General features: G+C 65.9%; 27 protein-coding genes and 1 pseudogene. 17 read left to right on the top strand and 11 right to left on the bottom strand.

The window, feature by feature from the left end:
- Positions 1-542 precede the first annotated feature (542 nt).
- Positions 543-1,130: a TetR family transcriptional regulator gene (locus ABZ909_RS38355; RefSeq protein ID WP_357010290.1), complete on the bottom strand. Its 588-nt coding sequence runs from the start codon at positions 1,128-1,130 to the stop codon at positions 543-545.
- 107 nt (positions 1,131-1,237) lie between these two features.
- Here ABZ909_RS38355 and ABZ909_RS38350 point away from each other — a divergent pair, with 107 nt between their 5' ends.
- The 4 genes from ABZ909_RS38350 (at position 1,238) to ABZ909_RS38335 (ending at position 4,256) form a co-directional block, all read left to right on the top strand.
- Complete coding sequence (locus ABZ909_RS38350; RefSeq protein ID WP_357010287.1) at positions 1,238-2,383, top strand: FAD-dependent monooxygenase; 1,146 nt, start codon at positions 1,238-1,240, stop codon at positions 2,381-2,383.
- A gap of 18 nt (positions 2,384-2,401) precedes the next feature.
- The gene (locus ABZ909_RS38345; protein ID WP_357010284.1) at positions 2,402-3,070 is read left to right on the top strand and encodes an MBL fold metallo-hydrolase; all 669 of its coding nucleotides are present in this window, start codon (positions 2,402-2,404) and stop codon (positions 3,068-3,070) included.
- Positions 3,027-3,590 carry an ester cyclase gene (locus ABZ909_RS38340; RefSeq protein WP_357010281.1) on the top strand — a complete coding sequence of 188 codons (564 nt, stop codon included), beginning with the start codon at positions 3,027-3,029 and terminating at the stop codon, positions 3,588-3,590. The genes ABZ909_RS38345 and ABZ909_RS38340 overlap by 44 nt, the downstream gene beginning before the upstream one ends.
- 120 nt (positions 3,591-3,710) lie before the next feature.
- On the top strand, positions 3,711-4,256 hold the full coding sequence (locus tag ABZ909_RS38335; protein ID WP_357010278.1) for a 2,4'-dihydroxyacetophenone dioxygenase family protein: 546 nt from the start codon (positions 3,711-3,713) through the stop codon (positions 4,254-4,256).
- 169 nt (positions 4,257-4,425) lie between these two features.
- Here ABZ909_RS38335 and ABZ909_RS38330 read toward each other — a convergent pair whose 3' ends face one another.
- A complete protein-coding gene (locus ABZ909_RS38330) occupies positions 4,426-4,773 on the bottom strand; it encodes a hypothetical protein (protein WP_357010276.1) in 348 nt (115 codons plus the stop codon).
- A gap of 84 nt (positions 4,774-4,857) precedes the next feature.
- Positions 4,858-5,400: a GntR family transcriptional regulator gene (locus ABZ909_RS38325; RefSeq protein ID WP_357010273.1), complete on the bottom strand. Its 543-nt coding sequence runs from the start codon at positions 5,398-5,400 to the stop codon at positions 4,858-4,860.
- Positions 5,401-5,434: 34 nt separating this feature from the next.
- On the opposite strand from ABZ909_RS38325, the gene ABZ909_RS38320 reads away from it, so the two are divergent.
- Positions 5,435-6,130, top strand: a complete 696-nt coding sequence (locus ABZ909_RS38320; protein WP_357010270.1) for a hypothetical protein — start codon at positions 5,435-5,437, stop codon at positions 6,128-6,130.
- 86 nt (positions 6,131-6,216) lie between these two features.
- On the opposite strand, the gene ABZ909_RS38315 is transcribed toward ABZ909_RS38320, so the two are convergent.
- A complete protein-coding gene (locus tag ABZ909_RS38315) occupies positions 6,217-6,342 on the bottom strand; it encodes a hypothetical protein (protein ID WP_357010267.1) in 126 nt (41 codons plus the stop codon).
- A gap of 193 nt (positions 6,343-6,535) precedes the next feature.
- Here ABZ909_RS38315 and ABZ909_RS38310 point away from each other — a divergent pair, with 193 nt between their 5' ends.
- From ABZ909_RS38310 to ABZ909_RS38295, 4 genes are read left to right on the top strand one after another with little or no spacing between them, the layout of a single operon-like run.
- Complete coding sequence (locus ABZ909_RS38310; RefSeq protein ID WP_357010264.1) at positions 6,536-7,267, top strand: FCD domain-containing protein; 732 nt, start codon at positions 6,536-6,538, stop codon at positions 7,265-7,267.
- 23 nt (positions 7,268-7,290) lie between these two features.
- Positions 7,291-8,496: an MFS transporter gene (locus ABZ909_RS38305; RefSeq protein ID WP_357010261.1), complete on the top strand. Its 1,206-nt coding sequence runs from the start codon at positions 7,291-7,293 to the stop codon at positions 8,494-8,496.
- A gap of 22 nt (positions 8,497-8,518) precedes the next feature.
- A complete protein-coding gene (locus ABZ909_RS38300) occupies positions 8,519-9,631 on the top strand; it encodes a hypothetical protein (protein ID WP_357010259.1) in 1,113 nt (370 codons plus the stop codon).
- A gap of 41 nt (positions 9,632-9,672) precedes the next feature.
- Positions 9,673-10,311 carry a helix-turn-helix transcriptional regulator gene (locus tag ABZ909_RS38295; protein WP_357010256.1) on the top strand — a complete coding sequence of 213 codons (639 nt, stop codon included), beginning with the start codon at positions 9,673-9,675 and terminating at the stop codon, positions 10,309-10,311.
- A 13-nt stretch (positions 10,312-10,324) separates the two neighbouring features.
- On the opposite strand, the gene ABZ909_RS38290 is transcribed toward ABZ909_RS38295, so the two are convergent.
- Positions 10,325-11,077 (bottom strand): GntR family transcriptional regulator, encoded by a 753-nt coding sequence (locus tag ABZ909_RS38290; protein ID WP_357010254.1) that lies wholly within the window; start codon positions 11,075-11,077, stop codon positions 10,325-10,327.
- Between the two features lie 420 nt (positions 11,078-11,497).
- Between ABZ909_RS38290 and ABZ909_RS38285 the strand changes: the two are divergent.
- Positions 11,498-11,656, top strand: a pseudogene (locus tag ABZ909_RS38285) (UbiD family decarboxylase); the annotation flags it as partial.
- A gap of 186 nt (positions 11,657-11,842) precedes the next feature.
- Here ABZ909_RS38285 and ABZ909_RS38280 read toward each other — a convergent pair.
- Positions 11,843-12,472 carry a TetR/AcrR family transcriptional regulator gene (locus ABZ909_RS38280; protein WP_357010251.1) on the bottom strand — a complete coding sequence of 210 codons (630 nt, stop codon included), beginning with the start codon at positions 12,470-12,472 and terminating at the stop codon, positions 11,843-11,845.
- Positions 12,473-12,529: 57 nt separating this feature from the next.
- On the opposite strand from ABZ909_RS38280, the gene ABZ909_RS38275 reads away from it, so the two are divergent.
- Genes ABZ909_RS38275 through ABZ909_RS38265 form a run of 3 tightly spaced genes read left to right on the top strand, consistent with a single transcriptional unit; the run spans position 12,530 to position 17,436 of the window.
- Positions 12,530-14,917: an alpha-L-rhamnosidase N-terminal domain-containing protein gene (locus ABZ909_RS38275; RefSeq protein WP_357010249.1), complete on the top strand. Its 2,388-nt coding sequence runs from the start codon at positions 12,530-12,532 to the stop codon at positions 14,915-14,917.
- 18 nt (positions 14,918-14,935) lie between these two features.
- Positions 14,936-16,204, top strand: coding sequence for a DUF3089 domain-containing protein (locus ABZ909_RS38270; protein WP_357010246.1), 1,269 nt, complete (start codon positions 14,936-14,938; stop codon positions 16,202-16,204).
- Positions 16,201-17,436 carry an MFS transporter gene (locus ABZ909_RS38265; RefSeq protein ID WP_357010244.1) on the top strand — a complete coding sequence of 412 codons (1,236 nt, stop codon included), beginning with the start codon at positions 16,201-16,203 and terminating at the stop codon, positions 17,434-17,436. Before ABZ909_RS38270 ends, ABZ909_RS38265 begins: the two co-directional genes overlap by 4 nt.
- A 30-nt stretch (positions 17,437-17,466) precedes the next feature.
- On the opposite strand, the gene ABZ909_RS38260 is transcribed toward ABZ909_RS38265, so the two are convergent.
- Entirely contained in the window at positions 17,467-17,916 is a 450-nt protein-coding gene (locus ABZ909_RS38260; protein WP_357010241.1) for a MarR family winged helix-turn-helix transcriptional regulator, read from the bottom strand.
- 67 nt (positions 17,917-17,983) lie between these two features.
- Between ABZ909_RS38260 and ABZ909_RS38255 the strand changes: the two genes are divergently transcribed.
- Together ABZ909_RS38255 and ABZ909_RS38250 are read left to right on the top strand one after the other, a co-directional pair.
- Positions 17,984-19,549, top strand: coding sequence for an FAD-dependent monooxygenase (locus tag ABZ909_RS38255; RefSeq protein WP_357010238.1), 1,566 nt, complete (start codon positions 17,984-17,986; stop codon positions 19,547-19,549).
- 95 nt (positions 19,550-19,644) lie between these two features.
- Positions 19,645-20,322, top strand: coding sequence for a hypothetical protein (locus tag ABZ909_RS38250; protein ID WP_357010235.1), 678 nt, complete (start codon positions 19,645-19,647; stop codon positions 20,320-20,322).
- 292 nt (positions 20,323-20,614) lie between these two features.
- Here the strand turns inward: ABZ909_RS38250 and ABZ909_RS38245 are convergent, their stop codons facing one another.
- Positions 20,615-21,250: a TetR/AcrR family transcriptional regulator gene (locus ABZ909_RS38245; RefSeq protein WP_357010232.1), complete on the bottom strand. Its 636-nt coding sequence runs from the start codon at positions 21,248-21,250 to the stop codon at positions 20,615-20,617.
- Between the two features lie 114 nt (positions 21,251-21,364).
- Here ABZ909_RS38245 and ABZ909_RS38240 point away from each other — a divergent pair, with 114 nt between their 5' ends.
- The gene (locus ABZ909_RS38240) at positions 21,365-22,048 is read left to right on the top strand and encodes a DUF998 domain-containing protein (RefSeq protein WP_357010229.1); all 684 of its coding nucleotides are present in this window, start codon (positions 21,365-21,367) and stop codon (positions 22,046-22,048) included.
- Between the two features lie 47 nt (positions 22,049-22,095).
- Positions 22,096-22,449, top strand: coding sequence for a hypothetical protein (locus tag ABZ909_RS38235; RefSeq protein WP_357010227.1), 354 nt, complete (start codon positions 22,096-22,098; stop codon positions 22,447-22,449).
- A 284-nt stretch (positions 22,450-22,733) separates the two neighbouring features.
- Here the strand turns inward: ABZ909_RS38235 and lpdA are convergent, their stop codons facing one another.
- From lpdA to ABZ909_RS38220, 3 genes are read right to left on the bottom strand one after another with little or no spacing between them, the layout of a single operon-like run.
- Positions 22,734-24,101 carry a dihydrolipoyl dehydrogenase gene (lpdA, locus tag ABZ909_RS38230; protein WP_357010224.1) on the bottom strand — a complete coding sequence of 456 codons (1,368 nt, stop codon included), beginning with the start codon at positions 24,099-24,101 and terminating at the stop codon, positions 22,734-22,736.
- Entirely contained in the window at positions 24,101-25,453 is a 1,353-nt protein-coding gene (locus ABZ909_RS38225; protein ID WP_357010221.1) for a dihydrolipoamide acetyltransferase family protein, read from the bottom strand. The genes lpdA and ABZ909_RS38225 overlap by 1 nt, the downstream gene beginning before the upstream one ends.
- Positions 25,450-26,454, bottom strand: coding sequence for an alpha-ketoacid dehydrogenase subunit beta (locus ABZ909_RS38220; RefSeq protein ID WP_357010218.1), 1,005 nt, complete (start codon positions 26,452-26,454; stop codon positions 25,450-25,452). The genes ABZ909_RS38225 and ABZ909_RS38220 overlap by 4 nt, the downstream gene beginning before the upstream one ends.
- Between the last annotated feature and the right edge of the window lies 1 nt (position 26,455).

Here is a 26,455-nt window from a genome sequence, read left to right as displayed (position 1 = left end):
AGCTGTCCGCCCCTCCTGGTTCGACGGGCGCATCCTGTCGGCTGCTGGTCCGCAAGTTCCGGCTGCCGCCGGTGATTTGTGATATCCGGTCCGATCCGATTCTGCCAAATCGCGAGGGGCGTCCGAGGAGCGCTGCCGGGCACGGCGGCATCTGTTCGGGGAGCCGGATCACGGGTGCAGCGTCAACCGGGGGACGACCGGACCACAGCAAGACCCAGCCGACCCCCACCCGAGCCTATTCACGCGAGTTCTTTCTTTGGGTGTTTCGGCAGGTCACAGGATATGTGGGGCCTTCGCCTCTCAGCTATTTGTGAGAGATGCTGTGCGGCAACGTATTCGGACGATCAGCAGGTAGCGCATCGTGATTCCCCGTCTCGCAGCAAGTAACTGACTTCAGTCAGAGAACGAGGCCACCGTCAGCTGTGCTGCGCTGATGGATTCGCCGATGCGGTCGCCGACCATGTCGATGCCGACCACCGGGCGTGATTCGCCCGCGGGTGAACGCGGCGTAGACGGCTGACGGTGCGGCGACAGCAGTCTGTCTATGGATGCCAGGTATTCAGCACTCGCTCCAGCCCATGGCGCAGGGGAGTCAGATCGTCGGGTGCACGCGTGAATCGATCGAAGATCAGGCCGTCGAGCAGTGCGACGATAATGCGGGCGTCATGATCGGGGTCGTCGGAACCGGCTGCGACGGCGATTGGCCTGACTGCACGCCACATTGCGGCTGCGCCGCTGCTGACGGCGGTTCGAACCGCAGGATTTCGGGTGCCTTCCAGTAGTACCTCGTACCTTGCGATTTGGTGGATCGGGTCACTTTCGATCCATTCGACGAGAGCTTGCTGAAGCGAGTCGTAGTCCGGCTGAGGTGAGCGGCGGGCCAGTACCAGCATCAGCTGGTGCATGAGGTCGATCAGGCGCTTCTCGTCGAGTTCGGCGAGGCGCTCGACTGCGGCCACCACCAGATCGTTACGGGTGCCGAAGTAGTAAGTCACAGCGCCGTGCGGTACGCCGGCGGTCTCCTGCACCGACCGGTGCGTGACCGCTGCGAGGCCCTTCGTGCCGATTACCTGTATTGCGGCATCAAGCAGGCGGGCACGGCGGTCGATGACGTCTGAACTCTGTCGCATGAGGTCAGTATCCCATCCACTCTTGACAGCCCTAGTAAGTAGGTCTACAACTGTAGCAATAACTGCTAAGAGTGTAGCAAAGCAGGCTGAGCGCTGAAGGAGCATCGGTGGCGGTACCACAGAGGATCTTGATAGTCGGTGGCGGGATTGCTGGATTGACATTTGCTGCCGCTTTGAAGCGGCACGGCGCTTCCGCTGATGTCGTCGACCTCGCGCCTGAATGGCGCCCAGTCGGTTCTGGAATTGCGATCGGATTCAACGGAATTCTGGCATTGAACTCCATTGGATTGGGGAGTGCGGTCCAGCAGCGTGGGGTTCCGCTCAACAGCGTGACTCTCCTGGACTCGGACGGCAACCGCATGAACGGATTCCGTTTCAGCTCCGTGGCGGATGTCTACGGAACGTCGACAACCGGGATACACCGCGGGGCTCTGCATGACGTCCTCGCCGGCTCGCTCGAGAATAGTCCGCGGCTCGGGATTACTGTGACCGCATTGAGGGAGCTGGCCAAGGGTGTGGTCGCAGAATTTAGCGACGGGACCAGCGCGGAGTACGACCTCGTCGTCGGGGCGGACGGGCGAAATTCAAAGGTCAGGAAACTGGTCTTCGGAGAGGTTGATCGCCAATATGTGGGATACTGCGCGATTCGAGTGGTTATCCCGCGACCGCAGGGGTTCGAAGGTATGTGCGAACTCTGGGGTAGTGGTCGGAGAATGGGGATACTTCCGATTGGTGAAGATCTGCTGTACTCGTACTCTACTTTTCTTTCCGCTCGAGGCGCTGTGCGGGATCCGTCCGAGAATATGAAGCTCCTGCGTGAGCTGTTCGGCGATTTCAAAGGACCGGCCCGGTATATCGTGGATTCGAATCCGGATGAGGATTCGATACATTACGGCGATATCGAACAGGTAATCCTACCCCGGTGGATCTCGAAGCGAGTAGTTCTGATCGGGGACGCGGCGCACGCCATGTCCCCGGACCTCGGGCAGGGCGGTTCCATGGCAATCGAGGATGCGACCACACTGGCTCGAATTCTGGTCGACTCGACTGAAATTACGGACGCGCTGCATCGCTTCCAGACCAGCAGGTACAAACGAGTCCGAGACATACAGCGTAAATCTCGCCAGTATGGATGGATGGTGCACAGGCGCACTGCACCTGCTCTTGCTGTGCGTCGATGTGTTGTCGAGAGGTTCGAATCGGATCACCTCGCGCGCACCACGGTTGCCAGCTTGATAAATCCAGTAGCCTGAACACCACTAGGAACGGCGATGATCATAGAACTTGCCGAGGATGTATATCAGATTTGCGGATATCCAAGGTACTCGATCAATTCCTACGTGATAGACGGAATTCTGGTTGATGCCGGAACCAGGTACAGCGGTCGACGCATACTACGTGATATAGCGCGATTTGATATTCGGGCGCACGCGGTAACGCATGCACATCCCGATCACTTCGGTGCGAGTAGGCAAATTTGTGAGAAATTGGGCATCCCTTTATGGGTTGGTCATGCTGATGCTGCAGCGGTCGAGACGCTCGGGCTGATGTTCGACAGATTTCCAGATCATCCTGCTCCCCGGATATTGAGCCGCTTTCAGGGCGGTCCGCCGGCGGCGGTGGACAGGCGGCTTCGTGAGGGCGATCGGGTCGGGAGTTTCGAGGTCCTCGAAGTTCCTGGACACACAGTTGGCCACTTGGCGTTCTGGCGCGAGTCGGACCGGACTCTTCTGCTCGGCGATGTTGCGAGTGGCCACCATCCGTTCACGGGAGCCCGCGGATTGCGGGAACCGTTCGCGTTCTTGACAGCGGATCCTCGAGGCAATCGCGAGTCCATCGCCAGACTCGCCGGGCTCGGTCCGGATTTGGTCTGCTTCGGGCATGGACCGGCATTGCGTGACGCCGACAGCTTTGCTGATTTCGCGGCTGCCCTCCGATAGCCGGAAAGATTCATTTGCAGGGAAGGAAGTTGTGAAGGTGGATATCCAAGATCTGAACAAAGATGTAGTGGTGCGCCTCATGGAGGCATTTTCTGTGGCAAACCACGGATTGCTCGACTCCCTCATGTCCGATGACTATCTGCAGCATAATCCGACTCCCAACGGCCGAGAGCCGGTCAAGCGTATGGCGGACATCCTCCAGACTGCATTTCCCGATGGGCGGATGGTGATCAAAGATATTGTTGCCGAGGGCGACAAGGTTGTTGCCAGAATTTCGATGACGGGTACACACACCGGACCACTCATCGGTATCGCCCCGACCGGTAAGCACGTCGAAATGACGTCGATTGATATTTGGCGGGTGGAGAACGGGATCTGTGTAGAACATTGGGACGAGATCGACCGAGTGGGTTTGCTTCGTCAGATTGGTCCGAAAGCGATTATTCGTGCACTCCTGAAGGGCAGTAGCCGTCGCCAGATACTCTCTTTCGCGCGTGAGCAAGGGATCATGCGCCGCTGAAAGTGGAATGGGTCGCCGGGATGATAGTCGCGGCTTGACATTCCGAAACGCGGCAGGCTGCTGCGCTGATTCGAGATTCGCAATCGTATTCATTGTCGAGAAATATGAGAGAGGTTGAACATGAATTTTCCTGGTCCCGTCCGGACGTCGAGCGGAGCGCTTCTTCCCTTTGTCGCTCTGCCGCAGAGCGAGATTCTGACGGTAAACGTCAACGGAACACCTCTGATCAGGGATGCTCTAGGCCCGGGGGTGCATTTTCAGCCGCTGCGACTGGACGTTGAAGCCGGTGTATGGCTGGTATTGGCTACCTTCTCGCCCGGGTCGGTGATTCCACTCCATTATCACACCGGTATAGCTGAGGTCTATACCTTGTCGGGCAAGTGGTATTACCTCGAATATCCGGAACAGCCACAAACAGCTGGCTCCTACCTTTTTGAGCCGGCAGCATCCACGCATACATTTGTCTGCCCTGGGTCGAACACCGAGGACACAGTTATTCTCGTGCGCGTCGAGGGTGCCAATGTAAATTTCTCCGAGGATGGAAGCTACCACTCGATCCTTGATGCTGCGGCGATCCGGTATCTGACCGAGGAACTGGCCAATGCTCAGGGCTTGGGACCTGTGGACTTTATCTCCGGGGGTACCGCCGAGAACGCTCTGAAATAGGGAGTTGGTAGTAACCTCGATTTCACGCCGGGTCTTCGGTCCGGCGTGAAATCGTTTGGATTGGGGTTTTCCGATTTATCCGGGTTGGTGAGTGTGGTCGAGCGGCCTGTTTCAGCTGGCTGGGTGCTGGGTTCCACGGGCCCGGTGACCACCGACCGCTGCACCCGGATCAACGAGGCCAGCTCTTTGTCGATGGCGAAGGATCGGCTCTGCGCATGGCATCCGCCGCCGTGGTCCGATGGGTCGGAAACCCGTGTCGGCGAGCGGAAATGGTGACGGTGAGGCTGGTGACGGTCAGCGCCAGCACGATCCAGGCCAGGTATTCGCTGCCGAGCCGGGCCAGCACCAGCCCGCCGATCGAGCCGCCGCCCGCGATTCCCGTGTTCCAGCCGATGACGAGCAGCGACTGCGCGGTGTCGGCGTGCGGACCGGCGGCACGGGCGAGGGCGGTCTGCAGCAGGGTCGCCGCGCCGTCGAAAGCCAACCCCCACAACGCGACTCCGGTGAACACCAGCACCGGCACTGTGCGAAAGACCGCCAGAACGGCGACCGCCGCCGAGAAGAGTGCGCAGGCCGTGATCGACGGTGCCGGCCACAACCCTCAAATCGAAACCGCCGAGACTGTCAGGCAATCGGTGCAGCACTGGCTCCGCGCCCTCGAGTCCTGACCGATCCATGGCCGATGCCGAAGTAGCCCGCCGATCAACCCAACCGCGACGCCCTCACTCGCATGCCCACGCCGACCGAAATGACGCGGAAGCCGTTCCAACGCAGCGGAATAGGCGCGGTGCAACTCCACTCCGGGTGCGGCCGGTGCGGCGATTGACAGATCGATTGTCGGCGACAGCGGCGGGGGCGGCCGGTACGGCTTCCCATCGTCGGGAAGGCGAACGATGGCCCGGGTTCGCGGCTGCGTGTCGATGTAGCGTGCGTCGATCAGCGTTCTGTAGGCCGTGCCCACGGTGGTGCGACTGACCCCCAAGGCGACAGCGAGATCTCGCTCGCTCGGCAAGGCTGCACCCAGCACGAGCCGCCCGTCCAATATCAGCAGCCGCAGTCTGTCCGAGAGACGTTGGTGCGCCGGCCCCGGGCCCGCGTCCCATGGCCCCAGCATCTGCGCGACCACCGGCGAGCTGATCTTCACACAACCAGCGTAATGAATCTGGCTATGGAATCGCATGCCAGAACTCGTCGATGGTGGGCTGATGACATCAGCAGCCGACCGCTTCGCCATCCGCCGCCTGAACGCGGTCGAACAACTGCGCGCGGGTCGGAAATTACGCAGGCTCCCACAGCTGCTGGTCGGCCTGATCGGTTACGGCGCATCGGTAATGGTGCTTGTCACCTCAGGGTTGGGCGCGGCCAGCTGGAGCATTCTCACTGAGGGAATATCCAGGTCGGTGGGTATTTCCTTCGGTGCCGCAACGAATCTCACCGCGGTGATCGTGCTCGTCGCATGGATACCGATGCGTGAGTTGCCCGGCGTAGGGACGCTGCTCAACGTTGTCCTTGTCGGGATGGCCGCCGATGCGACAGCGTGGATAATTCCGCGGCCGCTCGGTGTCGGCGCTCAGGTGATCTATCTGGTTGCTGGGATTGTCGGGCTCGCATTCTTCGATGCGGTCTATCTCGGTGCGCAATTCGGCGCCGGACCCCGTGACGGACTCATGGTCGGCCTGGTCCGACTTACTCGGCAACCAGTCGCGTTGGTACGCACTGGAATCGAGGTCACCGTCGCTACGATCGGCTGTGTCCTCGGCGGCACCGTCGGCATCGGCACTGTGCTCATCGCGATCACGATGGGCCCACTCGTGGGCTACTTCCTTCCGAGGGTCGCCGTCGAAATCTCGGATCGGAAGAGCGAACCGCAGTAGGAATCCGCGCTGCCTCTCAGCAAGTACCATCGTGACCCTATCTCCGTCGAATCGGGCGCGACCACGTGCCGCGGCGCGGAACCCGGTCACATGAGGTGCCCGCCGGTCAGCGCCGTGGCGTGCTCGATGAACGCCTCGGCCGTGGGATCGGCCGCGCCGTCGTCACACCAGGCGATGCCGATCCGCCCCGGCGGCAACTCCGGAACCCGCACTCCGGCTATTCGATCATCGTGTGCCAGTGTGGATTTCGGGACGAGAACGATTCCCGGTTCCCATCGCATCGCGGGGCTGGTTGTCCACCGAGCGTGAACAACCAGCCCCGCCTCGTGCTTCGCAAGCGATGTTGGGTCTGGTTCGAGACGGAGAAACTTGGTTTAATCCTAATGTCCAACATTTGGAGGTTTCATGGAAGGGTTGCGGCAGCCGCGTAGGTCGGCGACGTTGGCGGCTCAGGTCGCGGATCAGTTGCGGGATCAGCTCATGTCCGGGCGATGGCCGGTGGGCAGCCGGATTCCTGGCGAGCAGGAGCTCGCGGAGCTGCTCGACGTGAGCCGGAACACCGTGCGCGAGGCCCTGCGGTCATTGATTCATCTAGGTCTTCTGGAGGCGCGTGTCGGGGATGGCACGTACGTGCGGGTCAGTAGTGAGTTCGAGGCCATACTGCTGCGACGGGTGGCCACGGCACGGGCGGCCGAGGTGGTGGAACTGCGGGCGGTGCTCGAAGAGCACGCCGCCGGCGTGGCCGCTGAGCGGCGGACGGAATCGGACGTCGCTCGGCTGCGTGAGCTGCTGGACGCGGTCCGCGAAAGCAACCGTACTGGCGCGATGACCGAGGTCGCGGCGGTCGACGGGGCCTTCCACCTCGCGGTCGTCCGGGCCGGCGGGAACGCGCTGCTCACCGAGCTGTACGAGTACATGGGTACCGCGCTGTCGGCTCTGGTGGCCGAATTGCCTTGGGACGCTGATGTTGCCGGCGAACACGATCGATGGCACGGCGCTCTGGTCGACGCGATCGCCGCACGCGATGCGGTCGCGGCGCGCTATGCGGCGACGACACTGGTGCGGTTGACGGGCCGACTCGCGGCCGACGACCTCGTGGAACGGCATGACAACCCGACACCGGAGCGATCGGTGTGAGGGTGCGAGATCCTCACGCCGCCGTGACCACGGGCATACGGGATGTCACTGCCGGTCGCCGTCCGGCGCTGTGGCTGCTGATCGGCATCGTGCTCATCGCGGCGAACCTGAGAGTCGCGCTGACCGGCGTCGGCCCACTGCTCCCGGACATCGAGAGGTCCACCGGTCTATCCGGAATCTGGAGCGGGCTGTTGGGAGCCCTGCCTCTGTTGACCTTCGCGGCGACCTCACCGTTGGTCGGCCGGACCGCGCACCGGTTCGGATCGCCACGCGTGCTGGGAAATTCGCTGCTGGTGCTGGTGGCGGGGCTGTTCGTGCGGTCGCTGCCGGGCGCGTTCTTCTTGTTCGCCGGCACGGTGGCGGTTGCGGCCGCGATCGCATACGGCAACGTGCTGCTGCCGGCGGTGATCAAGAGCTGCGTGCCGGAGGACCGGATCGGCCAGATGACGGCCGTCTATGTCACTGTGATGGGCCTGTTCGCCGCGGTGTCGTCGGGCGTGTCGGTACCGCTGGCCGAGAATCTGCCCGGCGGGTGGCGTACCGCGCTGGGTTGTTGGAGCCTCCTTGCCGCGGTGGCCTTTCTGGCGTTCCTACCGCAGTACCGCCACGAACCTCGGATCGGGTCCACTCCCGAACTGCGGGAACGGATTCCCTGGCGCTCCGGACTCGCCTGGCAGGTCAGCCTGTTCATGGGCCTGCAGTCGCTGGGCTTCTACACCACCATCGCGTGGCTGCCCAGCATCGTCCACGATCAGGGAGTGGGAGCGTCCGCCGCGGGATGGCAGCTGTTCCTCTTCCAGATCGCCGGGCTCGTCTCCAGCAGTGCGCTCCCGTTGCTCACCCGCCGGTGGCGGGACCAGCGGATCATGGCCGCGGCGGCTTCGGTGATCTCCGCCTTGGGATTCGCGCTGCTGGTAGTGGCGCCTGAACTTGCTGTGGCGTCCAGCGTGCTGATCGGACTGGGCGGCGGGGCCTGCCTGGTCTTGGCCCTGAGCTTCCAAGGCCAGCGTGCGGCGAATCCCGCACAGGCGGCAGCGCTTGCCGCGATGGCACAGTCGGTCGGTTATCTGGTAGCCGCAGTCGGGCCGTTACTGCTCGGTGCGCTACACGACCTCACCGGCGGATGGACACCCCCGCTGCTGCTACTGGTCACACTTGCGCTCGTTCAGGCTGCGGTCGGAACACGTGCCGGTCGCGGCCTTCACCTGAAAACGCCTCTCGATTCCTGACATTCGATCGGAGATTCATCCCATGACCATGACCGCGCCCTGCAGCTACCTCGATACTTCGACAGCAGCGCCGCTGTCGATTACCGAACTGATGCCCGGGACTTACAACCTGATGGAGTACGCCGCCATCGCGGCGGGCGAACAGGTTTTGATTCTGGCCGAGCACGGCACCGACCCGGTGGTGATCCAGGCCATCGCCGCGGCAGCCGCGTACCGCAACGCCGACGTGCACATCCTCTCCACGCTACCCTTCAGCGCGGGTGGGTGGGATCGGTCGACGCCCGCAGCGTTGTTGCCCGCCGCCCACTCGGCCGTCGATGTCGTGATCTCATTGACATGGTGGGGTGAGGTGCACACCGCTGGCTTGTTCTTCGACGAAATTGCCCGGCGCCGTGCACGATTCGTCTCACTGCACCAGGCGGCCACGGCTGCGGCGCTGGCCACCGGCGCCCGGTTTCCGCTCGATTTGTACTTCGCCATCGAGGCCAGGGCAACCGCACAACTCGCCGCGGCCGACGAGATCAGAGTGACCACTCACCTCGGCACCGATATCACCTTCCGAGACTTCGCGACAGCCGGACACCACGCCCCGCTCACCGCCGGAATGTGGCGGCCGTTCCCCTATGGGGGTGTGAACTTCTATCCCGATCGGACCGACGGTGTCGTCGTGATCGAGGAGTCCACGGTCACCGGCGTCCCCGGCGAGCGGACGACGGTGGAGTTGACCGAGAACCGGGTCACCGCGATCCAGGGCGGCGCGGCGGCCGCCGAACTGCGGCGCTACGCACCGACCGGCTACTACATGCGCCACGCCCTGATCGGGTTGAACCCGAAGGTGCGGTCCACGGGCGGCACCCAGTTCGAACGCGAGAAGCACGCAGGCGCCTTCTATTTCGGTCTCGATGCCCTCACCCACGATGGCGCGGTGGACCGTGGAGGCCCCGGGCACGCCCACTGCGACTGCCAGTTCGACAGGCCGACGATCACCGTCGACGGTGCGCCGTTCGTCGCCGACGGTCGGCTCCTGTTGCTCGACGATCCCGAAATCCGAGTCCTGGCAGAGAAATTCGGCCCTGCCGACATTCTGCTCGACCCCAATCCCCGGCTGGTCCTGCCACCCCGTTTCGCACGGTGACCGTGGCGGGCGGTGACTCCTGTGGGAGGGCGCCAGCGCAGATGGCGATCGGCAATCCTCTCGGCTCGGTTGTACTCGGCCTCTTGCTGACCCGTCCGATGCATCCCTACGAGATACTGCAGATGCTGCGGCGTGGATGCACGGTCGGCGTCAGCGCCGGCTCGCTGTACAACGTCGTAGCCGCGTTGGAGCGGAGGAAATTCGTCGAAGCGACCGGCTCGGAACGCTCCGGTCGGCGCCCTCCTCGAACGGTCTACCGGATCACCGCCGCCGGGACCACCGAATTCCATGCGCACCTGGAGCATATGCTTTGTACGCCCGAGAAGATCGGTGATCAGTGGCGACTGTCGTTGGCATCGATACGATGGCTGCCGCCGGACCGGGCAACGGAGTTGCTTCGAACTCGTCAGCGACGTCTGCGGCAGCGCATCGCCGATCTCGGCACAATGATCCAAAACCTCTCGGACGGAGACCTTCCCGCCTCGCTGACGGTCGAAATCGAGTACGAACGTCACATGGCCGACGCCGAGCTGCGATTCGTCGCCGATCTCGCCGACCGCCTGGTTTCGGCGGACACCGAGCGCGGCCGCGATGTGGAGGGCGAACAGGTGGGCCCAGATCGGTTGGCCGAGGCGATCCCGGACCCGCTCACCGGCTCCCAGCGGAAACGCCCGACGTGATCGTGTGCCGTGATCACGCCCCGGACTTCTCCTCCCGACTGTGCATGGTGGCCAGGCGGGCAGAGGCGGCCAGCCGGACTTGCTGCACCATATGGTTTTCGGCACCTTCGGCGTCACCGACCTCGAGCAGGGCCAGCAATCTGGCATTGGAGTCCACGGCCTGTGCGGCCACTTTCGGGTTCGACCACACCGATTGCTCGATGGGGATGGGGTGACTCTCCCAGATCCACTGCAGGTGCCGGGCGATGATGGAGCGTCCGCCGGCGCGGGCGATCTGGGCGTGGAACTGCCGGCTGGCGGCGGCCATTCGCGAGGGGTCGCCCGCATCGACCGCGGTGCGCAGTTCCCCATGGATTTCGTGTAGCCGCTGCACTTCGGCGGGGGAGATCGAGGTGGCGGCGAGCCGCGCGGCCAGGCCCTCGACGGCGGCACGTAGCAGATACAGCTCTTCCATTTCGCCGGCGGCGAGTTCGGCGACCTTGGCGCCGAAATTCGGCTCGTAGACAACCAATCCGACCGATTCCAGATTCCGCAGGGCCTCCCGCACCGGCGTAATGGACACGCCGAGGCGTTCGGCGACCTTGTCCTGCAGGATCGGCGTGCCGGGAGGCATTGCGCCGCTGAGGATTTCCGACCGGAGCACGTCCTGAACGTAACTCGCGCGGCTGCCGGGCGGTTTGGCCTTGGCGTAGGTCGGGGCGGATCCGGTGGTGCCGGTTTCGGGCTGTCCCGTTCCGGTTGCGGCCGATGCGCTGCGCCGTGCCATCGAGTCGGGCCTCCTGTTTCTCGTGTCGCCGTCTGCCTTGATCGTAGTGCCTCCACAGACCCCTTGACGTCTCATTTTATAACTTACAAGTTAATGCCATGATGTGCCCTGCTGGAACGATGACCGATCAGGAGGACGGCATCGCCAGACGATTCGACGCCTCTGCGATGTCGGTCATTGCTGGAGCCTGGACGACCCAGCGTGGGCCGCGGATCTGCCCCGATACCCCATCTGGAAATCGGATAGGACGCAGCAGAAATCGATATTGGACGCGACCGTGCCCGGGCGGCAGGGTTGAGTCGAAGGTCAGCTCCGTGATATCCGGCAGCCTTCAAATCCGTAGTCCTACTGAATGAAAGGGGATCGGGTGCGGCCGCGGCGGCCTGTCACCCGGATACAGTCATGGCTGTGTTTCGAGATCTGCGAGACTACATCGGCACCCTGACAGAAAAACTCGGCCCGGAAGAAGTTCGCGTTGTCGACGGGGCGAACTGGGACCTGGAAATCGGTGGGATCACCGAGCTTTCGGCAGAGAAAGAAGGGCCCGCGCTTCTGTTCGACAATATCCCTGGATATCCAGGGTAAACGTCCCCGCCTCGGCCACCGCCAGAAAGTACTGCAGCTGACGCAACTCCATGATCGTGTTGTAGCAATCCCTCCGCGATCACCCGGGCCCGGGGTCTGCAGCCGGCATCGAGCGGGCCGCGGAGCCCGGGCTGATCGTCTCGTCGGTTTTAGAATTCTCGAATGGGGTTGCCCTACTGGCTAATTGGCCGTAAGGGAGCGGATCAGGTCGTGGGTGAAGGAGTCGGTGACGGCTTGCAGGTCGATCGAGTCGGGGTCGAGGAGCCATTGGGTATTGACGCCCTCGATGAAGGCGACAATTTCGATCGCTTTGAGTGTGGGGTCGATGGTGGGAGCGAAGTCGCCGGTGTGTTGGCCCTGTTCGACGAGTGCGGCGACGACGGCGCGCAGGTTGCGGTAGCGCTGGACGAAGTGGTCGTGGGCCAGGTCGCCGGGGTTGAGGTTCTCGGCAAGTAGGACCGCGAACAGGCGGGCGAGGTTGGGGTCGGCGATATTGCGGCGGGCGAAGTCGGGCAGTTTGTCCAGGGCGCGGACGCCGCCCAGGGCGGCGAGTTCCTCGACGAATCGGAGGCTTTCGTCGTCGCGGGCGTCGATCACCGCGTGCAGCAGGCCGACCTTGCTGCCGAAGTAATAGAGCAGGGCCTGCTGGGTGACGCCGACGCGCATCGCCACGTCGGCGATGCTGGTGTCGCGGTAGCCCCGCTCGGCGAAAAGGGTGGCCGCGGCTCGGAGCAGCTCTTCGCGGCGGGAACGCCCGTCGGCGCGCTCCTTGCGGCCTCGCCGGCGTGGCGCTGTCGGCTGCGGTTTCATGGATTCTTCTTACAACACCATCTTGAGTTTTACCGAGTGGTAAGTAAAACTCTGGGTGTGGCGACCACGCGAGATACTTGGATCGGACAGTGGATCTGGTCCGATCGCCCGGCACTGGGCGGACCCAGTCAGGCGCAGCCGTACGGATCCCTGGACCCGAGTCGCTTCGACCAACGGGTGCTGTTCCGGCGTGGCTTCGAGCTGGCGAGCGTGCCCGCCCGGGCCACGGTGCGAATCACCGCCGATTCCCGGTATCGGTTGTACGTCAACGGAATCGACATCGGTGTGGGGCCGGTGCGGCACGGGCCGCGCCAGCTGTGCTTCGACGAATACGACATTCGCCACACACTGCGCGAGGGCGGCAACACGGTCGCGGTACTCGCCCGCTTCTACGGATATCCGGTGCCGTGGTGGGAGCCGTCGCCACCGAGCTTCACGATGGGTGGCGGCGCCATGGTGGCGGAGATCCGGCTCGACGAGGAGATCATCGCGACCGACCCCTCGTGGCGGTTCGCACCCGGCGACGCCTGGCGCCCCGGTCATCCGCCTGGCATGCTGTTGACCCAGCTGCCCGAGAACCTCGATGCCCGGCTACTCGAACCACGTTGGATGGCACCGGATTTCGACGATTCGTCCTGGTCGTACGCGCGGGTGCTGGCCGAGTACTCGGTGGTGGGCCCGCGCGGTGGGACGCGGCCGCCCACCGAGCCGTGGGGCATCCTGCGGCCCAGACCTATTCCGGCTCTGACCGGTGAAATCCGCACCGCGACAGTCCTGAACAGCCGGGCGGCCCCGCCTTCCGGCGATGATCCACGCGCCGCCCTGGTCTCGGCCCTCGGCGGGGCGGGCGGCGACCGCGCGCTGCTGGTCGCCGATTTCGAGATGATCGTCAGCGGCAGGCTGGAACTGCATTTCGAGGCAGCCCGCGGTCAGGTCATCGACGGCGCGCTGGTCGAGGTACCCACAGCGGCCGCGCTCGACAGCGCGCCGGTATTCCGGTACGTGGCCCGCGGCTCGGCCGACACCTATCTTTCGGCTGACTCGGTCGGCGGACGCTACCTTGTTCTCGCGTTGGAGGACGCGACGGCGCCGGTCGCCCTCCGGATCCGTGAACTGCTGCGCCCGCGAGACCCGGTCGCCCCGTTCGACTCCAGTGACCCACGCCTCGACGCCGTCTATCGCACGGGTCTGCGCACCGTGGACCTGACCTCCCACGATGCCTACATCGACTGCCCGACAAGGGAACAGCGGTCCTGGACCGGGGACGCCGTGGTGCATCAGTCCGTCGATCTGATCGCCAACCAGGACTGGCGGCTGGCTCGATGGAACCCGCAGCTGGCGGCGCAGCCGCGCGCAGACGGCCTGCTGCCCATGGTGGTAGCCGGTGATTTCGCGACCACGCAGGTGCCGACGATTCCGGACTGGTCGCTGCACTGGATTCGCTCCGTGCACAACCTGTTTCGCTACACCGGTGATCGAGAACTGGTCGGCGGTCTGTTGTCCACCGCCGAAGGAATCCTGCGCTATTTCGAACCCTATCGCGGTCCCGCCGGTCTCGTGGAGGAGGTGCCCGGGTGGGTCCTCATCGACTGGTCGCCGGTGCAGGTGTCGGGCGCGAGCGCGGCACTGAATGCGCTGCTGGCACGCGGATTACGGGATTTCGCCGAGATGGCGCGCTGGGTCGGTGATCATGGCCGGGCCACCTGGGCGGCCGCCTTCCACGGTCGCCTGCTCTGCGGGTTCGAGTCCTTCTGGGACCCGGGGCGGCGCGCCTATCGCGACAATCTGGCCGACGGCCGCCGTGGCACATCGGTGAGCGAGCACGTCGCGGCCGCGGCGGTCTGCGCGGATCTCGTCCCACCCGAACGCAAGCCGGAGATCTTGCGGCTGCTGCTGGACCGATCGGCCATGTTCACCACCAGCCCACTGGCCGATCACGGTGGCGACGCACTGGGACCCAGCGCCGGTCAGCCGGTGTCCGTGCGACCCGAACCCGATTGGGACACAGAGCGTTCGGTGGTCGGGGCGCAGCCGTTCTTCCGCTATGTCGTGCACGACGCCATCGCCCGATTGGGTGCGGCCGACCGGATCGCGGAACTGTGCCTGGACTGGGATCGCCTGCGCGCCGATGCCCCGACCGCGTTCCGGGAGTGCTGGGAAGGCGGATCCTACTGTCACGGCTGGTCGGCCACGCCCACCCGTGATCTGGTCTGCTACACCCTCGGCATCACCCCGGCCGAACCCGGATTCACGCGGGCCCGCATCGCGCCGCGCCCCGGTGTGCTGACCGCGGCAGCGGGCGCCGCGCCGACGCCGTACGGCGTTGTGTCGGTGGAGATCGACGGCAACCGTGTCGTGGTCGACTCGCCGGTTCCGGTGGAGATCGTCGACAGGTCGGGTACGGCGACCCCGCACGCTGCCGGAAAGTTCAGCGCGCGCTTCTGAAATCTTCTGGAGTATCCGATGAAACACGTGATCCGCCTGATCACGGCGGCCGCGCTCGCGGCCGGCTCGGTATCGGGGATGGCCGCGGCCGCCCCACCCGACACCACGACCGGGACGGTTTGGTTGTGCAAACCCGGCATGGCACTCGATCCCTGCGGCCAGGATGCCGACGGCAGGCCCGGGGCCCAGCCCGGGCTGGCACGCTATCCGGATGGCAGCCGAGCCGCACTGTCCGTCACCACTGTCGGTCACAGCGATCTCGATGACGAAACCGGTACCGCCTCAGCACTTCCGGGCGTGGACTGCTTCTACGTCTATCCCACGGTGGACCTGGTGCCCAACCCTGTGCGCGGAGATCGGCCGCAGCCTCGGGCCGAGGAACTCGCAGTGTTGCTCGCGCAGGTGGGGCCGCTGCTCGGTCGCTGCCGCATGTTCGCCCCGCTCTACCGGCAGGACACCCTGCCGCAGCTGGCTCAGCATGTGGACACCGGCTCCGACGGCTATGCCGGACCCGGATTCGCCGACGTGCTCGCGGCGTGGGACGACTACTGGGCCCACGACAATGTCGGGCCGGGCGGCGACCGGCGCGGGGTGATCCTGCTCGGCCATTCGCAAGGCAGCGTGGCGTTGGAACAGCTGATCCGCGACCGGATCGACGGGCGGCCCGACACCACTGCACAACTGGTCAGCGCCGTGCTACTGGGCGGGAAGGTGCAGGTGCCCGACGATCGTCCAACGGGCGACGGCGCGGACCCGGACTCCACCTTCCAGCACCTGCCGCTGTGCGGCGCGAGCGCACCCGTTCCAGCCGGATGCGTCATCGCCTATTCCGCCTATGCTGCGGGGCATGAGCCGGGGTCGAAGAGCCTGGCCTGGAGCGCGGTCTCCGGCCACCGCATCGCCTGCGTCGATCCGGCCGCGCTGCGCCGCGCCGCCGATCCGGCCGCGCGCACCCCACTCGACACGGTCATGCCGACGCGGAATCTGCTGCAGGGCACCGATATCGCGCCCGCCGGGCACCTGACGGTGGTGCTGCACGACTACCGGGTGCCGAGCACCCCGACGGGTTTCACCCGCTATCCCGGCGTGCTGACGGCCACCTGCCGCTACGGTCCGGGTAGTGACGGCTCAGCCGCGTGGCTGGAGATCGGCGGCGATCTCGAGGCCGTCCTCGGCACTGCCGGCGACATGCAACTCGGCCTGCACGTGGCCGATTACAGTGTCGCGCTGGGTGATCTGGCAGCCGTCCTGGATCGGCAGTCCGCTACCTGGCTCGCTCGCCGATGACCGCGACGACCGCTCACGTCGCCGTGGCGCGGCCCTGGTCGCTGGCGGCCTTGGCGGGCATGGCGTCCTATCTGGACGCCGGCACCATCATCGCCGTGTCCGCGGCGCTTTCGCATTGGCAGTCGAGTTTTCGAATGTCGGAGTGGCAGTTGGGTTTTCTTTCCGCCGCGCTGACCGTCTGTATCGGTCTCGGATCCATCGCCGGTGGGCGGATCGGCGACCGCTACGGCCGCAAACGGGTCTACGCCGTGGACCTGTTGGTGTATATCGTCGGGCTGTTGTGGCTGGTGCTGGCAGTCCACCCGGTCATGTTGTTCGTCGGCGTGGTGACCGTGGGCCTGGCAATCGGCGCGGATGTGCCCGCGGCGCTGGCGCTGGTCGGCGAGAATGCTCCGGCGTCGGAGCGGGGGCGGCTGGTGACCTTCACCCAATTGCTGTGGGCACTGGGACCTTTGGCCGTGATCGGCCTGGAATTGTCCGGTTCCCGGCTCGGTGATCAGCTGCCGCGCGCGATCTTCGCGCACCTGCTGGCGATCGCGCTGATCACTTGGCTGCTGCGGCGGCGCATGGTCGAATCCCTGCGTTGGCAACCGTCGGACAGCAGCCCCCGGGAGCTGCTCGCGCCGAATCTGCGGCGCGGCAGTATCTTTTTGCTCGTCTTCTATGTCACCGTCACCCTCGGTACCAATTTCTACGGATCCTTCGGCCTCTACGCGCTCGAGACCGTGGGCCATCTCGACTCGTCCCGAGCGCTGACGGCCTCGCTGCTGGTGGTCCCGCTCATCGTGGTCACGGTGCTGGCGATGATGCCGCTGATGGACACCCGGGCCCGGACACCGGTTTTCGTCGCGGGCGCGGTCACGCAGACCTTGTCGTGGGCTGCGCTGCTCGTGGTGGACACCGGCGCGCCCACGCTCGTCGCCGCCTTCATCGCCTACGGCATCGGCAATACCCTGGCCGGTGAGGCGCACTACAAGCTGTGGTGCCAGGAGAGTTTCCCGACGCGACTGCGCAGCACGGCGATCGGCCTCAGCTTCGGTCTCGCCCGCATCGCCTCCGCCATGATGCTGGTCTTCGTGCCGACACTGCTGCACCGCGGCTTCGCTGTCCTGGTGGGCATGATGGTCGTCGTCACCGCGATGTCCGGCCTCGTGGGTGTGACCTTTCGCCCGCGCGGCCGGGGCGAGAGCATCGAATCCATCGACGCGCGTATGGAATCCGACGCTCGGTAACCGAATCTCCCTCCGGGCCTGACGGGATCATCATTGTCGGCTGTCCGGCCAGGGGCTGGCCAGCGTGGCTCGCAGCTGCCGGGTTGCCTCGCCGCCGAGAGCGCTGCCGAGTTCGGCCTCGAGAGTCGCGAGGATGCGCGTGGCGCAGGTGCGGCGGTCCGCGCCGGCCGCGGTGATGCGGACCTGTGCCGTGCGCGGGTATCCCGCGGCCTGGTCGACGGTGACCAGCCCCTCGCGGTCGAGTTGGCCAACCGCCCGGTGCATGGTCTGGCGGGTCACTCCGGCCAGCCGCGCCAATTCCGCGATGCTGATCGGATCCCGACCGCGCAGGTGGCCGAGCACCAGCATGTGGGCGGGCGTTATCGGTTCCACGCCCGCGTTGGTCATGCCCTCGATCAGTCCGTCCTGAAACCACCGGACGGCCCGTTGCAGCAGGGCCAGCAGCGAGAGTTCCGCAGCGGAGGAATCGGTTCGAGCCATTGCTTGACTGTAGGCGACCGCCTGGGAAAGACTCAGTGTCAGCCTAGCTGACACTGAAGGAGCGGTAATGCCCGAGCACGATGTGGACGTCCTGATTTCCGGCGCCGGGCCGGTCGGCCTGACAGCGGCGCTACAGCTGGCGCGGTGGGGGATCACGGTGCGGATCGTGGATATCGCGGCCGGTCCGGCGACCACGAGCCGGGCGTTGAACACCCATTCGCGCACGCTGGAGATGTACGACCAGCTGGGGATTCTCGGCGATATCGCGCCGTTCGGGACACGCGTCAACGCCTTCGTCCGGCACCTCGAGCACGGCCCGGTGCGCCTCGAGTACGAATACGACGGCCTGGCAACGCGATTCCCGTACATGTTCATGGTCGACCAGGTCATCACCGAGCGGGTGCTGCGTGCGCACGCGGCCGTGGCCGGGGCACGGGTGGAGTGGAATACCGGGCTGCGCTCGTTCACCCAGGACGGCGCAGGTGTCGACGCGGTCCTCGAGCACGCCGACGGACGGGCCGAATCGGTTCGGGCGCGGTATCTCTGGGGCTGCGACGGCGGTCATTCCCTGGTGCGCAAGACGATCGGGTTGCCACTGCAGGGCGAATCCGCCTACACCTGGCTGATCGCGGACGCCATCGTGGACACCCCGCTCGCGCGCGACGCCCTGCACTGGATGTTCCCGCCCGGCGGGCTGGTGATGCTGTTCCCCTTCCCCGATCCGCACAAATGGCGGCTCCTCGACACCACAGGGGAGGGTGATCCGCGCGATCTGGCGGGGATCGGGGCCCGGTTCGCGGAAAGGATCACCGCGGCCACCGGCCGCGCCACGGCCGTGCACACACCGACATGGGCGTCGGCGTTCACCATTCAGCAGCGGGCCGTGCCCGCCATGCACGTCGGCCGGGTCTTCGTCTCCGGAGATGCGGCCCATGTCCATTCGCCCGCCTCCGGCCAGGGCATGAACATCAGCATGCAGGACGCGGTCAACCTCGCCTGGAAGCTGGCCATGGTGCTGAACGGTGACGCGGCTGCGGAGCTGCTGGAAACCTATGACATCGAACGGGTTCCGGTCGGGCAGGCCCTGCTCGCATCGACCGGTGAGGTCATGGAGATCGCGATGTTCCCCGAAACCGCCGAGGATTCTCGCGATTCCGACTTCGACTTCCTGCGCGGGCTGGTGCGCGGCATGTCCGGTCTCGCCCTGGAATACCGCGACAGCCCGCTCACCCTGCCGAATCCCGGCACGGCGAGTCCACGGCCCGGACAGCGGCTGACACAGATCGACGCGGCGCAGGCCGACAGCCCCGGCTGGACGAGACTGCGTGCGGCACTGCGTGATCCGGCCTGGCATCTGCTCGTTTTCGGCCCTGCCGCACCCGACGCCGCTCCTGGCTGGATGCGCGTGCACGCGATCATGCCGGACCGGCAGGCCGATCCGGCCGCCATCCACGATCCCGACCGACAGGTCGGTCGAACGCTCGCAGCCGGGCCGGGCGACTGGATACTCGTTCGACCGGACGGGTACCTCGCGGCCCGGGGGAGCGGCTTCGAGGCCGGCACCGTCGAGCAAGTGCTCAGGCAGCTCCCGCATATGGTTCGCCGGCCCCGAAGGGCCTTGAATTTTACCTAGTGGTAAGTAAAACTCATGGAGCGAGCGCGGGGGTTTCGCGACGGATTCCGCTCGCGCTCATCCGAACCCACAATCAGTGAGCAAGAAGGCTTTTCATGACCAGTTCGTCCGATCATCGCGCGCCGCAGGGCTATGGGCCTGCGACGCAGCAGCCCGTCACCGGCTATCCGCCCCCGTGGCCGCCGCAGCCACCGAGGCGACCCCGGAGGTGGCTGGGCGGGGTCGGCGGTGTGGTCGGCCTGGCGCTGTCGATCACCGTCGTGTATGGCTGGCAGCACGTCACTGATCATGGCCATGTTCGAGACGGTGGCCGTGATCCGCTGCGGAAGGTGTCCGCCGGTGACTGTGTGAAGGTCAGCGGCGGGCCCGCCATGGTCGACGTGACGACGGTGTCCTGTGACGACCCGACGACGATATACCGCGTCGGCGTGGTGCTGAAGGATCCTGGTGGCGGCTCGTGTCCGGGCACCGATTACGACACCGTGCGCTCCATCGGCGGCATGCGCAACACCACCCTGTGCCTGGAATTGCAAGTGCGCGAGGGTGAATGCGTGGCCCAGAACAGCCTCGACAACTCGGCGCAGCCGGTCGACTGCGGTACTGCCGCGGCGCAGAGTGGGCACCAGGCGCAACTGACCTATTTCAAGATCGGCCGAATCATCAAGGGTTCCACCGACCCGACCGCGTGCGGCGACGCGACCGACGCCCACAACGCGGTCGTCTACCCGAAACCCGACCCGACGATTCTGTGCCTGGTCGATCCTGGCGAGTGAATCGCGGCGGCGGACGGGCGCGTGGTACCGGAGTGACCAGGCGCCCGGTGCGTCGGTTGGAAGTCGGTGGGCCACCAGCTGGTGTCGACGACATCGATGCCGACCCTGGCGCACTGCCGGTGTCGGCGTGCCGCACAGCGCTATCGGATCGCCGGAGAATCCCTCGACCCTCATGTCCCACCAACGCAGCCACTGCAGCTGCGCTGCCGCGCTTCCTCCCTTGTCGTACCGCAAAATACGTTCCGGCGGCACCGGCAAGAGCCTCGACATGGGCGTGATCGGTGTTTCGGCGCTACTGGTCCGGTGTGCCGTAGCCGTGTAGGAACGCGTGGGTCGCCTCGGTGGCGCGGCGGTCGAGTTCGGTGTCGGTGAACGGCGCGTGTGTCCCGGTGAACATGGCCTTGTTCACCGGGATCCACAGCAACAGGCCGACGAAGTGCTCCGCGGCGGCGGCCGGATCGTCCGCTCGCAGGTGCCCTCGCGCAGCGAGTCGGGCAAAGGATGCGGTCAGGGTTTCCAGCACCCGCCCGAAGCCACGGTCGTACCAGTCCCGGCCCAGGTCCGGGAAGCGATTGGCACTGGCGATGACCATACGGCGGGTGGCCAGCACATCCGGAGCCATGAGCGCGGCCAGGAACCGCCGCGCCAGCTCGCTCAGATCCCGCTCGACGTCCTCGGTATCGGTGAGCGACCCGGCGACCAGGTCGATCATGGCGTCGATGCGGTCGGTGGTGGCCAGCACCGTCTCGCGGAACAACCGGTCCTTGTCGGTGAAGTGCTTGTAGACAGTCTGTTTGGATACCGCCGCCCGCGTGGCCACCTCGTCCATGCTGGCGCCGTCGTACCCCTTGTCCAGGAACACTGCGCCGGCGGCAGTCAGGATCGCCTGTTGCTTGCGTGCCGACCGGCCCAGGGTCTCGGTTTCCATCGCTCCTCCTCAGGATCACTTGAATAGTACTAGACGGCTCAGTTCTGTCGTAGTACTGTACTGTCTAGTTCCATAGTACGGAACGGTCCAGTACTTGCGAAAGGGGCAACACTCATGACCGCCATCGCCGCCACCCCCACTGCCGACCACCCCATCACCGCACATGCCGCCGCCACGCATGCCTGGATGGCCCGCTGCGGCATTGCTGCCGTCACCGTATTCGCGGCCGTCGCGCTAGCCCAGGCCGCATCCCGGCCCGGGTTCGACATCATGCGCCACCCGGTCAGCCTGCTGTCGGCCGGCGCGCTGGGCTGGATTCAGCAGTTGAACTTCGCCGTTTCGGGCGCGCTGATGCTGGTCTGCGCGGTCGGCGCCCGCCGCGCGCTGGCCGGCGCACGCGGCCGGACGTGGGTGCCGATCCTGTTGGGAATCCAGGGAATCGGCTTCGTGGCCGCGAGCATGTTCTCCCTGGATCCCTCCGATGGGTTCCCTGCCGGCACCCCCCTGGGCCGCCCGACCGCCATGAGCACCCACGACATGCTGCACATGGCCGCCGCCAGCCCAGCGTTCGTTGCCATGATCGCCGCCTGCTTCGTGCTAGCCCGCCGCTGCTCGTTCGACGGGCTGCGCCGCTGGGCGATCGCCGGGCACACCAGCGGCGCGATCTTTCTCGCCGGCCTGGTCTGGTGCAACAGCGGCGCCAACGGCGGCCCGCTGGGACTGTTCGCCGGCGCGATTGTGGCCTGGGCCTACCTGGCCGCCACCGTCAATCGGTACGCCAGCCACCGAATCGCCTGACCGCCAAGCCATTCCACTCAACGACACAACCCGAAAGAGAGTCCGTCATGTCCCGCTACCTGCTGATGCTGCGCAGCGACGAAACCACTACCCCGGGCGCCCCGCCGCAGGAACTGTTCGAGGCCATCGGCAAGGCCGCCGCCGAATGGACCGCCGCCGGCGTCCTGCGCGACACCGCCGGCCTGGCCCCCGCCGCCACCGGCACCCGAATCGACCTGACCGACGACACCATCAACACCGGCCCGATTCCCGCCGGGGAGAATGTCACCGCCTACGCCATCATCGAGGTCACGACCACCGAGGACGCGATCGGCCGCGCCACCGAGTTCCTCGAACTGCACAAGCAACACTGGCCCGGCTGGAACGGCGCCAGCGAGATCCGCCAGATCTATGGCGCCTGACCCGATCCCTTCTTCAACGTTCGGCCCGCCCCACGACAATCGGGGCGGGCCGACGGTATTCCCAAGGCCCGCACTCGAGTGGGTGCGGACCGGTGTGAACGTCTACACGCTGTTGGTCGGCGGACATGAGACCGCCGCCTCAGCGATCAAGACGATCACCAAGGCGGCGGTGCACCTGCTGCTGCACGAGAACTGACTTCCTAGGGACGGATCTCGACGCCGCCTCGTGCGGCGAGGAATTCGTGGTCGTCCGCCACGCCGCAGGCAGATCCCCGGCCGAACCCTCACGCGTGACTGTGCAGTGGGCGGCCCGCGAGCGCGAGCATGGCCTCGCCGAGCGCTTCGTTCTGTGTGGGGTGGGCGTGAACAAAGGCGGCGATCTCGGCGGGCAGCGCCTCCCATGCCACCGCCAGCTGCGCTTCGCCGATGGATTCGCCGATGCGGTCGCCCACCATGTGGATGCCGACGACCGGCCCAGCTTCGCCCGCGCGCACGATCTTCACGCCCCCGGCGGTTCGGAGGATCTGGCTCTTGCCGTTGCCGGCGAGGTCGTAAACCGTTGTCGCGCAGGCACCGTATTGCTCGCGAGCGGCGCTCTCGGTGAGGCCGACGGACGCCACCTCGGGGTGGGAGTACACGACGCGCGGGATGAGGTGGTCGACGACCGGGACGGGCGAGAGACCGGCGATCTCTTCGGCGACGAACATGCCGTGCTGGAATCCGCGGTGTGCCAGTTGGGGCCCGGCGACTAGGTCACCGACGGCGTACACTCCGGAAACATTCGTGCACAGCCGGTCATCGGTGACCACGCAGCCATTGTCGACAGCGATACCGGCCGCCGCGAGGTCGGCGCTGCGCGGGATGCGGCCGACGGCGACGAGGAGGACGTCGGCCGCCAGCGTTTCGCCCCCGGCCAGTTCCACCGATACCCCGTTGTCGTCCTCCTTCGCCGCTGCCACACGGGTTTTCGTGCGCAATGTAATTCCGCGTCTACGAAGTGCCCGCGTCAATTGCGTCGAGCTCCAGGGGTCTTCGGCCATGAGCAGGTGGGGGAGAGCTTCGACGATCGTCACCTCCGCGCCGAAAGAATGCCAGAGACTGGCGAATTCGACGCCGATGACGCCGCCGCCGAGCACGATCGCTGAGCGTGGGATGAAATCCAGCTGCAGAGCTTGATCACTGGTGAGGATGCGGGCACCGGCCTCGATACCGTCGAGCAGGCGCGGTTGTGATCCGGTCGCCAGGACAACCGAATCGCCGGTGTAGCACACGCCGTCGACGGTGATCGAGCGGTCGGGCGAGTACACCCCGGCCCCCTCCACAATCCTGATCTTGTCGTTGGTGAGCAGCCCGCGCAGTCCTTTGTACAGCCGTTGCACGATGCCGTTCTTGTACGCGTGGAGCTCGTTGACGTCGATGCCGTGGACCTCGGTCAGGACACCGAAAGAGGCTGCGGTGCTGGCTGTTTCGGCGACTTCGGCGGCGCGCAGTAGCGCTTTGGTCGGGATGCAGCCGCGGTGCAGGCAGGTGCCGCCGACCTTGTCGGCCTCGACGAGGGTGACGGTCAGGCCCAGCTGGGCGGCGCGCAGGGCGCAGGCGTAGCCGCCCGAGCCGCCGCCCAGAATCAGGACATCACTGTGGGTTTCGGTCATCACAGCCTCCCCAGCGCGGCGACGGGGTTTTCGAGGTAGTCGGCGAACAGTCGCAGGAATCCGCCCGCCGCTCCGCCGTCGCACACGCGGTGGTCGAAGCTGAGTGAGACCTGGGTGAGCTTGCGGACGGTGACTGTACCGTCGGTGACCCATGGCCGGTCGAGGATGCGGCCGATTCCCAGGATCGCGGCTTCTGGGTGATTGATGATCGGGGTCGAGCCGTCGACACCGAAGACGCCGTAGTTGTTGAGGGTGAAGGTGCCGCCGGTCAGCCGGGCGGGCGGCAGCTTTCCCTCGCGTGCGGTCTCGACGGTATCGCGCAGCGCACGGGCCAGTTCCACGGTGGTCATGGTGTCGGCGTGGTCGATGACCGGGACAACCAGACCGCGCGGGGTCTGCGCGGCTACGCCGAGATTCACCTGCCCGTGGCGGATGATCTCGCCGCGGGCAGTGTCGACCGACGCGTTGAGCTCTGGATACCGGGACAATGCCGCGATGGTCAGGCGTGCCAGCAGCGCCAGCAGACTCACCTGGTCCTCGGGCGGCAGACCGTGATTGATGGCCGTGCGGGCCCGCAGTAGCTCGGTGGCATCGACGTCGACCCAGGTGGTCGCGTCGGGGATCTCGCGGCGACTGGTGGACAGCTTGTCGGCGACCGTCTTGCGCAGGCCCTTCAGCGGAATACGCTCGAGGTGGAAGCGGCCGGGGCCGGGCGCGGGAGCCGCGGGTACGGGCGCAGGTGGGCTCTCGACATCGGCGCGTATTTCGACATCGGCGCGGACGATGATGCCGCCGGGCCCTGTTCCGGTCAGCGTGGAGAGGTCGATTCCCTCGCGCAGGGCGAGGTTTCGTACCAGCGGCGAGATGACTCGAGGCGCGGACGGCGGAACCGGGATGCTGGTCGATTTCACCGCTTCCGGTTGTTCGCTCACTTCGGGGGTGGCGGGTGATCGGTGGGTGATGGGAACCCGTCGCCGCCGGCGCGGGGCATCGAAACCGGTGCCGTAGCCGATGAGCACATTGCCCGATCCGGCGCGCTCCTCCTCCCGATACTGCTCGTGACCCGCCGGTTCGCGCGGCGCGCCCGAGGACGGTCCGGCTGTGTCGGCGTCCACGCCGCGGATGGTGACCAGCGGGGTGCCGACCCGCAGTGTGTCGCCCGCGGCCCCGTGCAGTTCGATCACGGTGCCCTCGAACGGAACCGGCACCTCGACCGCGGCCTTGGCCGTCTCCACCTCGGCAATGATCTGGTCGATGCGGACGGTGTCGCCGACCGCGACCCGCCATTCGAGAATGTCGGCCTCGGTCAGGCCCTCACCGAGGTCGGGCAAGAGGAAGACCTGGTCGTTCATGCGCTCACCGCCCATCGGGTATCGGGAATGTCGTTCCACTGCAGGCGGTCCACAGCGTCGAGGACGCGATCCACGCTCGGCCGGTGGATCCGCTCGAGTTTCGGTGCGGGATAGGGAATGTCGAATCCGCTCACCCGCAGTACGGGCGCCTGCAGATGGTGGAAGCACCGTTCCTGCACGCGGGCGGCAATTTCGGCGCCGACGCCGGCGAAGCCCTGTGCCTCGTGAATCACCAGGCAGCGACCGGTCTTTCGCACCGACGCCGTGACGGTGTCGTCATCGAAGGGGACGATCGAGCGCAGATCCACCACTTCGAGGTCGTGACCGTCCGAGGCTGCGGCTTCGGCCGCCTCCAGCGCCACTTCGACTGAGGGACCGTAGGCCACCAGGGTCGCATCGCGACCGGGCCTGCGCACCAGCGCCCGTCCCAGCCGGTCGTCAGCGCGGGGCTCCACCTCGGCACGAGAGTAGTAGAGCCGCTTGGGTTCCAGGAAAATGACGGGGTCCGGGTCGTCGATGGCCGCGCGCAACAGGGAGTAGGAGTCGGCCACGGTCGCGGGCGTCACCACCTTCAAGCCCGGGGTGTGGGCGTAGTACGCCTCACTGGAATCGCAGTGATGTTCCACGCCGCCGATACCGCCCGCGAAGGGGATGCGGATGACCATCGGCACCGACAGCTTCCCGCGGGTTCGGTTGCGGATCTTGGCCACGTGCGAGGTGATCTGCTCGAAGGCCGGGTAGGCGAAGGCGTCGAACTGCATCTCCACCACCGGCCGGAAGCCCGACATCGCCATGCCGACCGCGAAGCCGATGATGCCGGACTCGGCCAAAGGCGTATCGAAGCACCGGGTTTCGCCGAAGTCCTTGGTCAAGCCGTCAGTGACCCGGAAGACGCCGCCCAAAGCGCCGACATCCTCGCCGAAGACGAGGACGTTCTCATCCGCGGTCATCGCGTCGCGCAGGGCCAGGTTCAGTGCCTGCGCCATCGTGAGTTTCGGCATG

The sequence above is a fragment of the Nocardia sp. NPDC046763 genome, from assembly GCF_040645495.1.
Classification (GTDB): domain Bacteria; phylum Actinomycetota; class Actinomycetes; order Mycobacteriales; family Mycobacteriaceae; genus Nocardia.
Note: the sequence above shows the minus strand (reverse complement) of the source record. Positions and strands in the feature narration are given on the sequence as shown.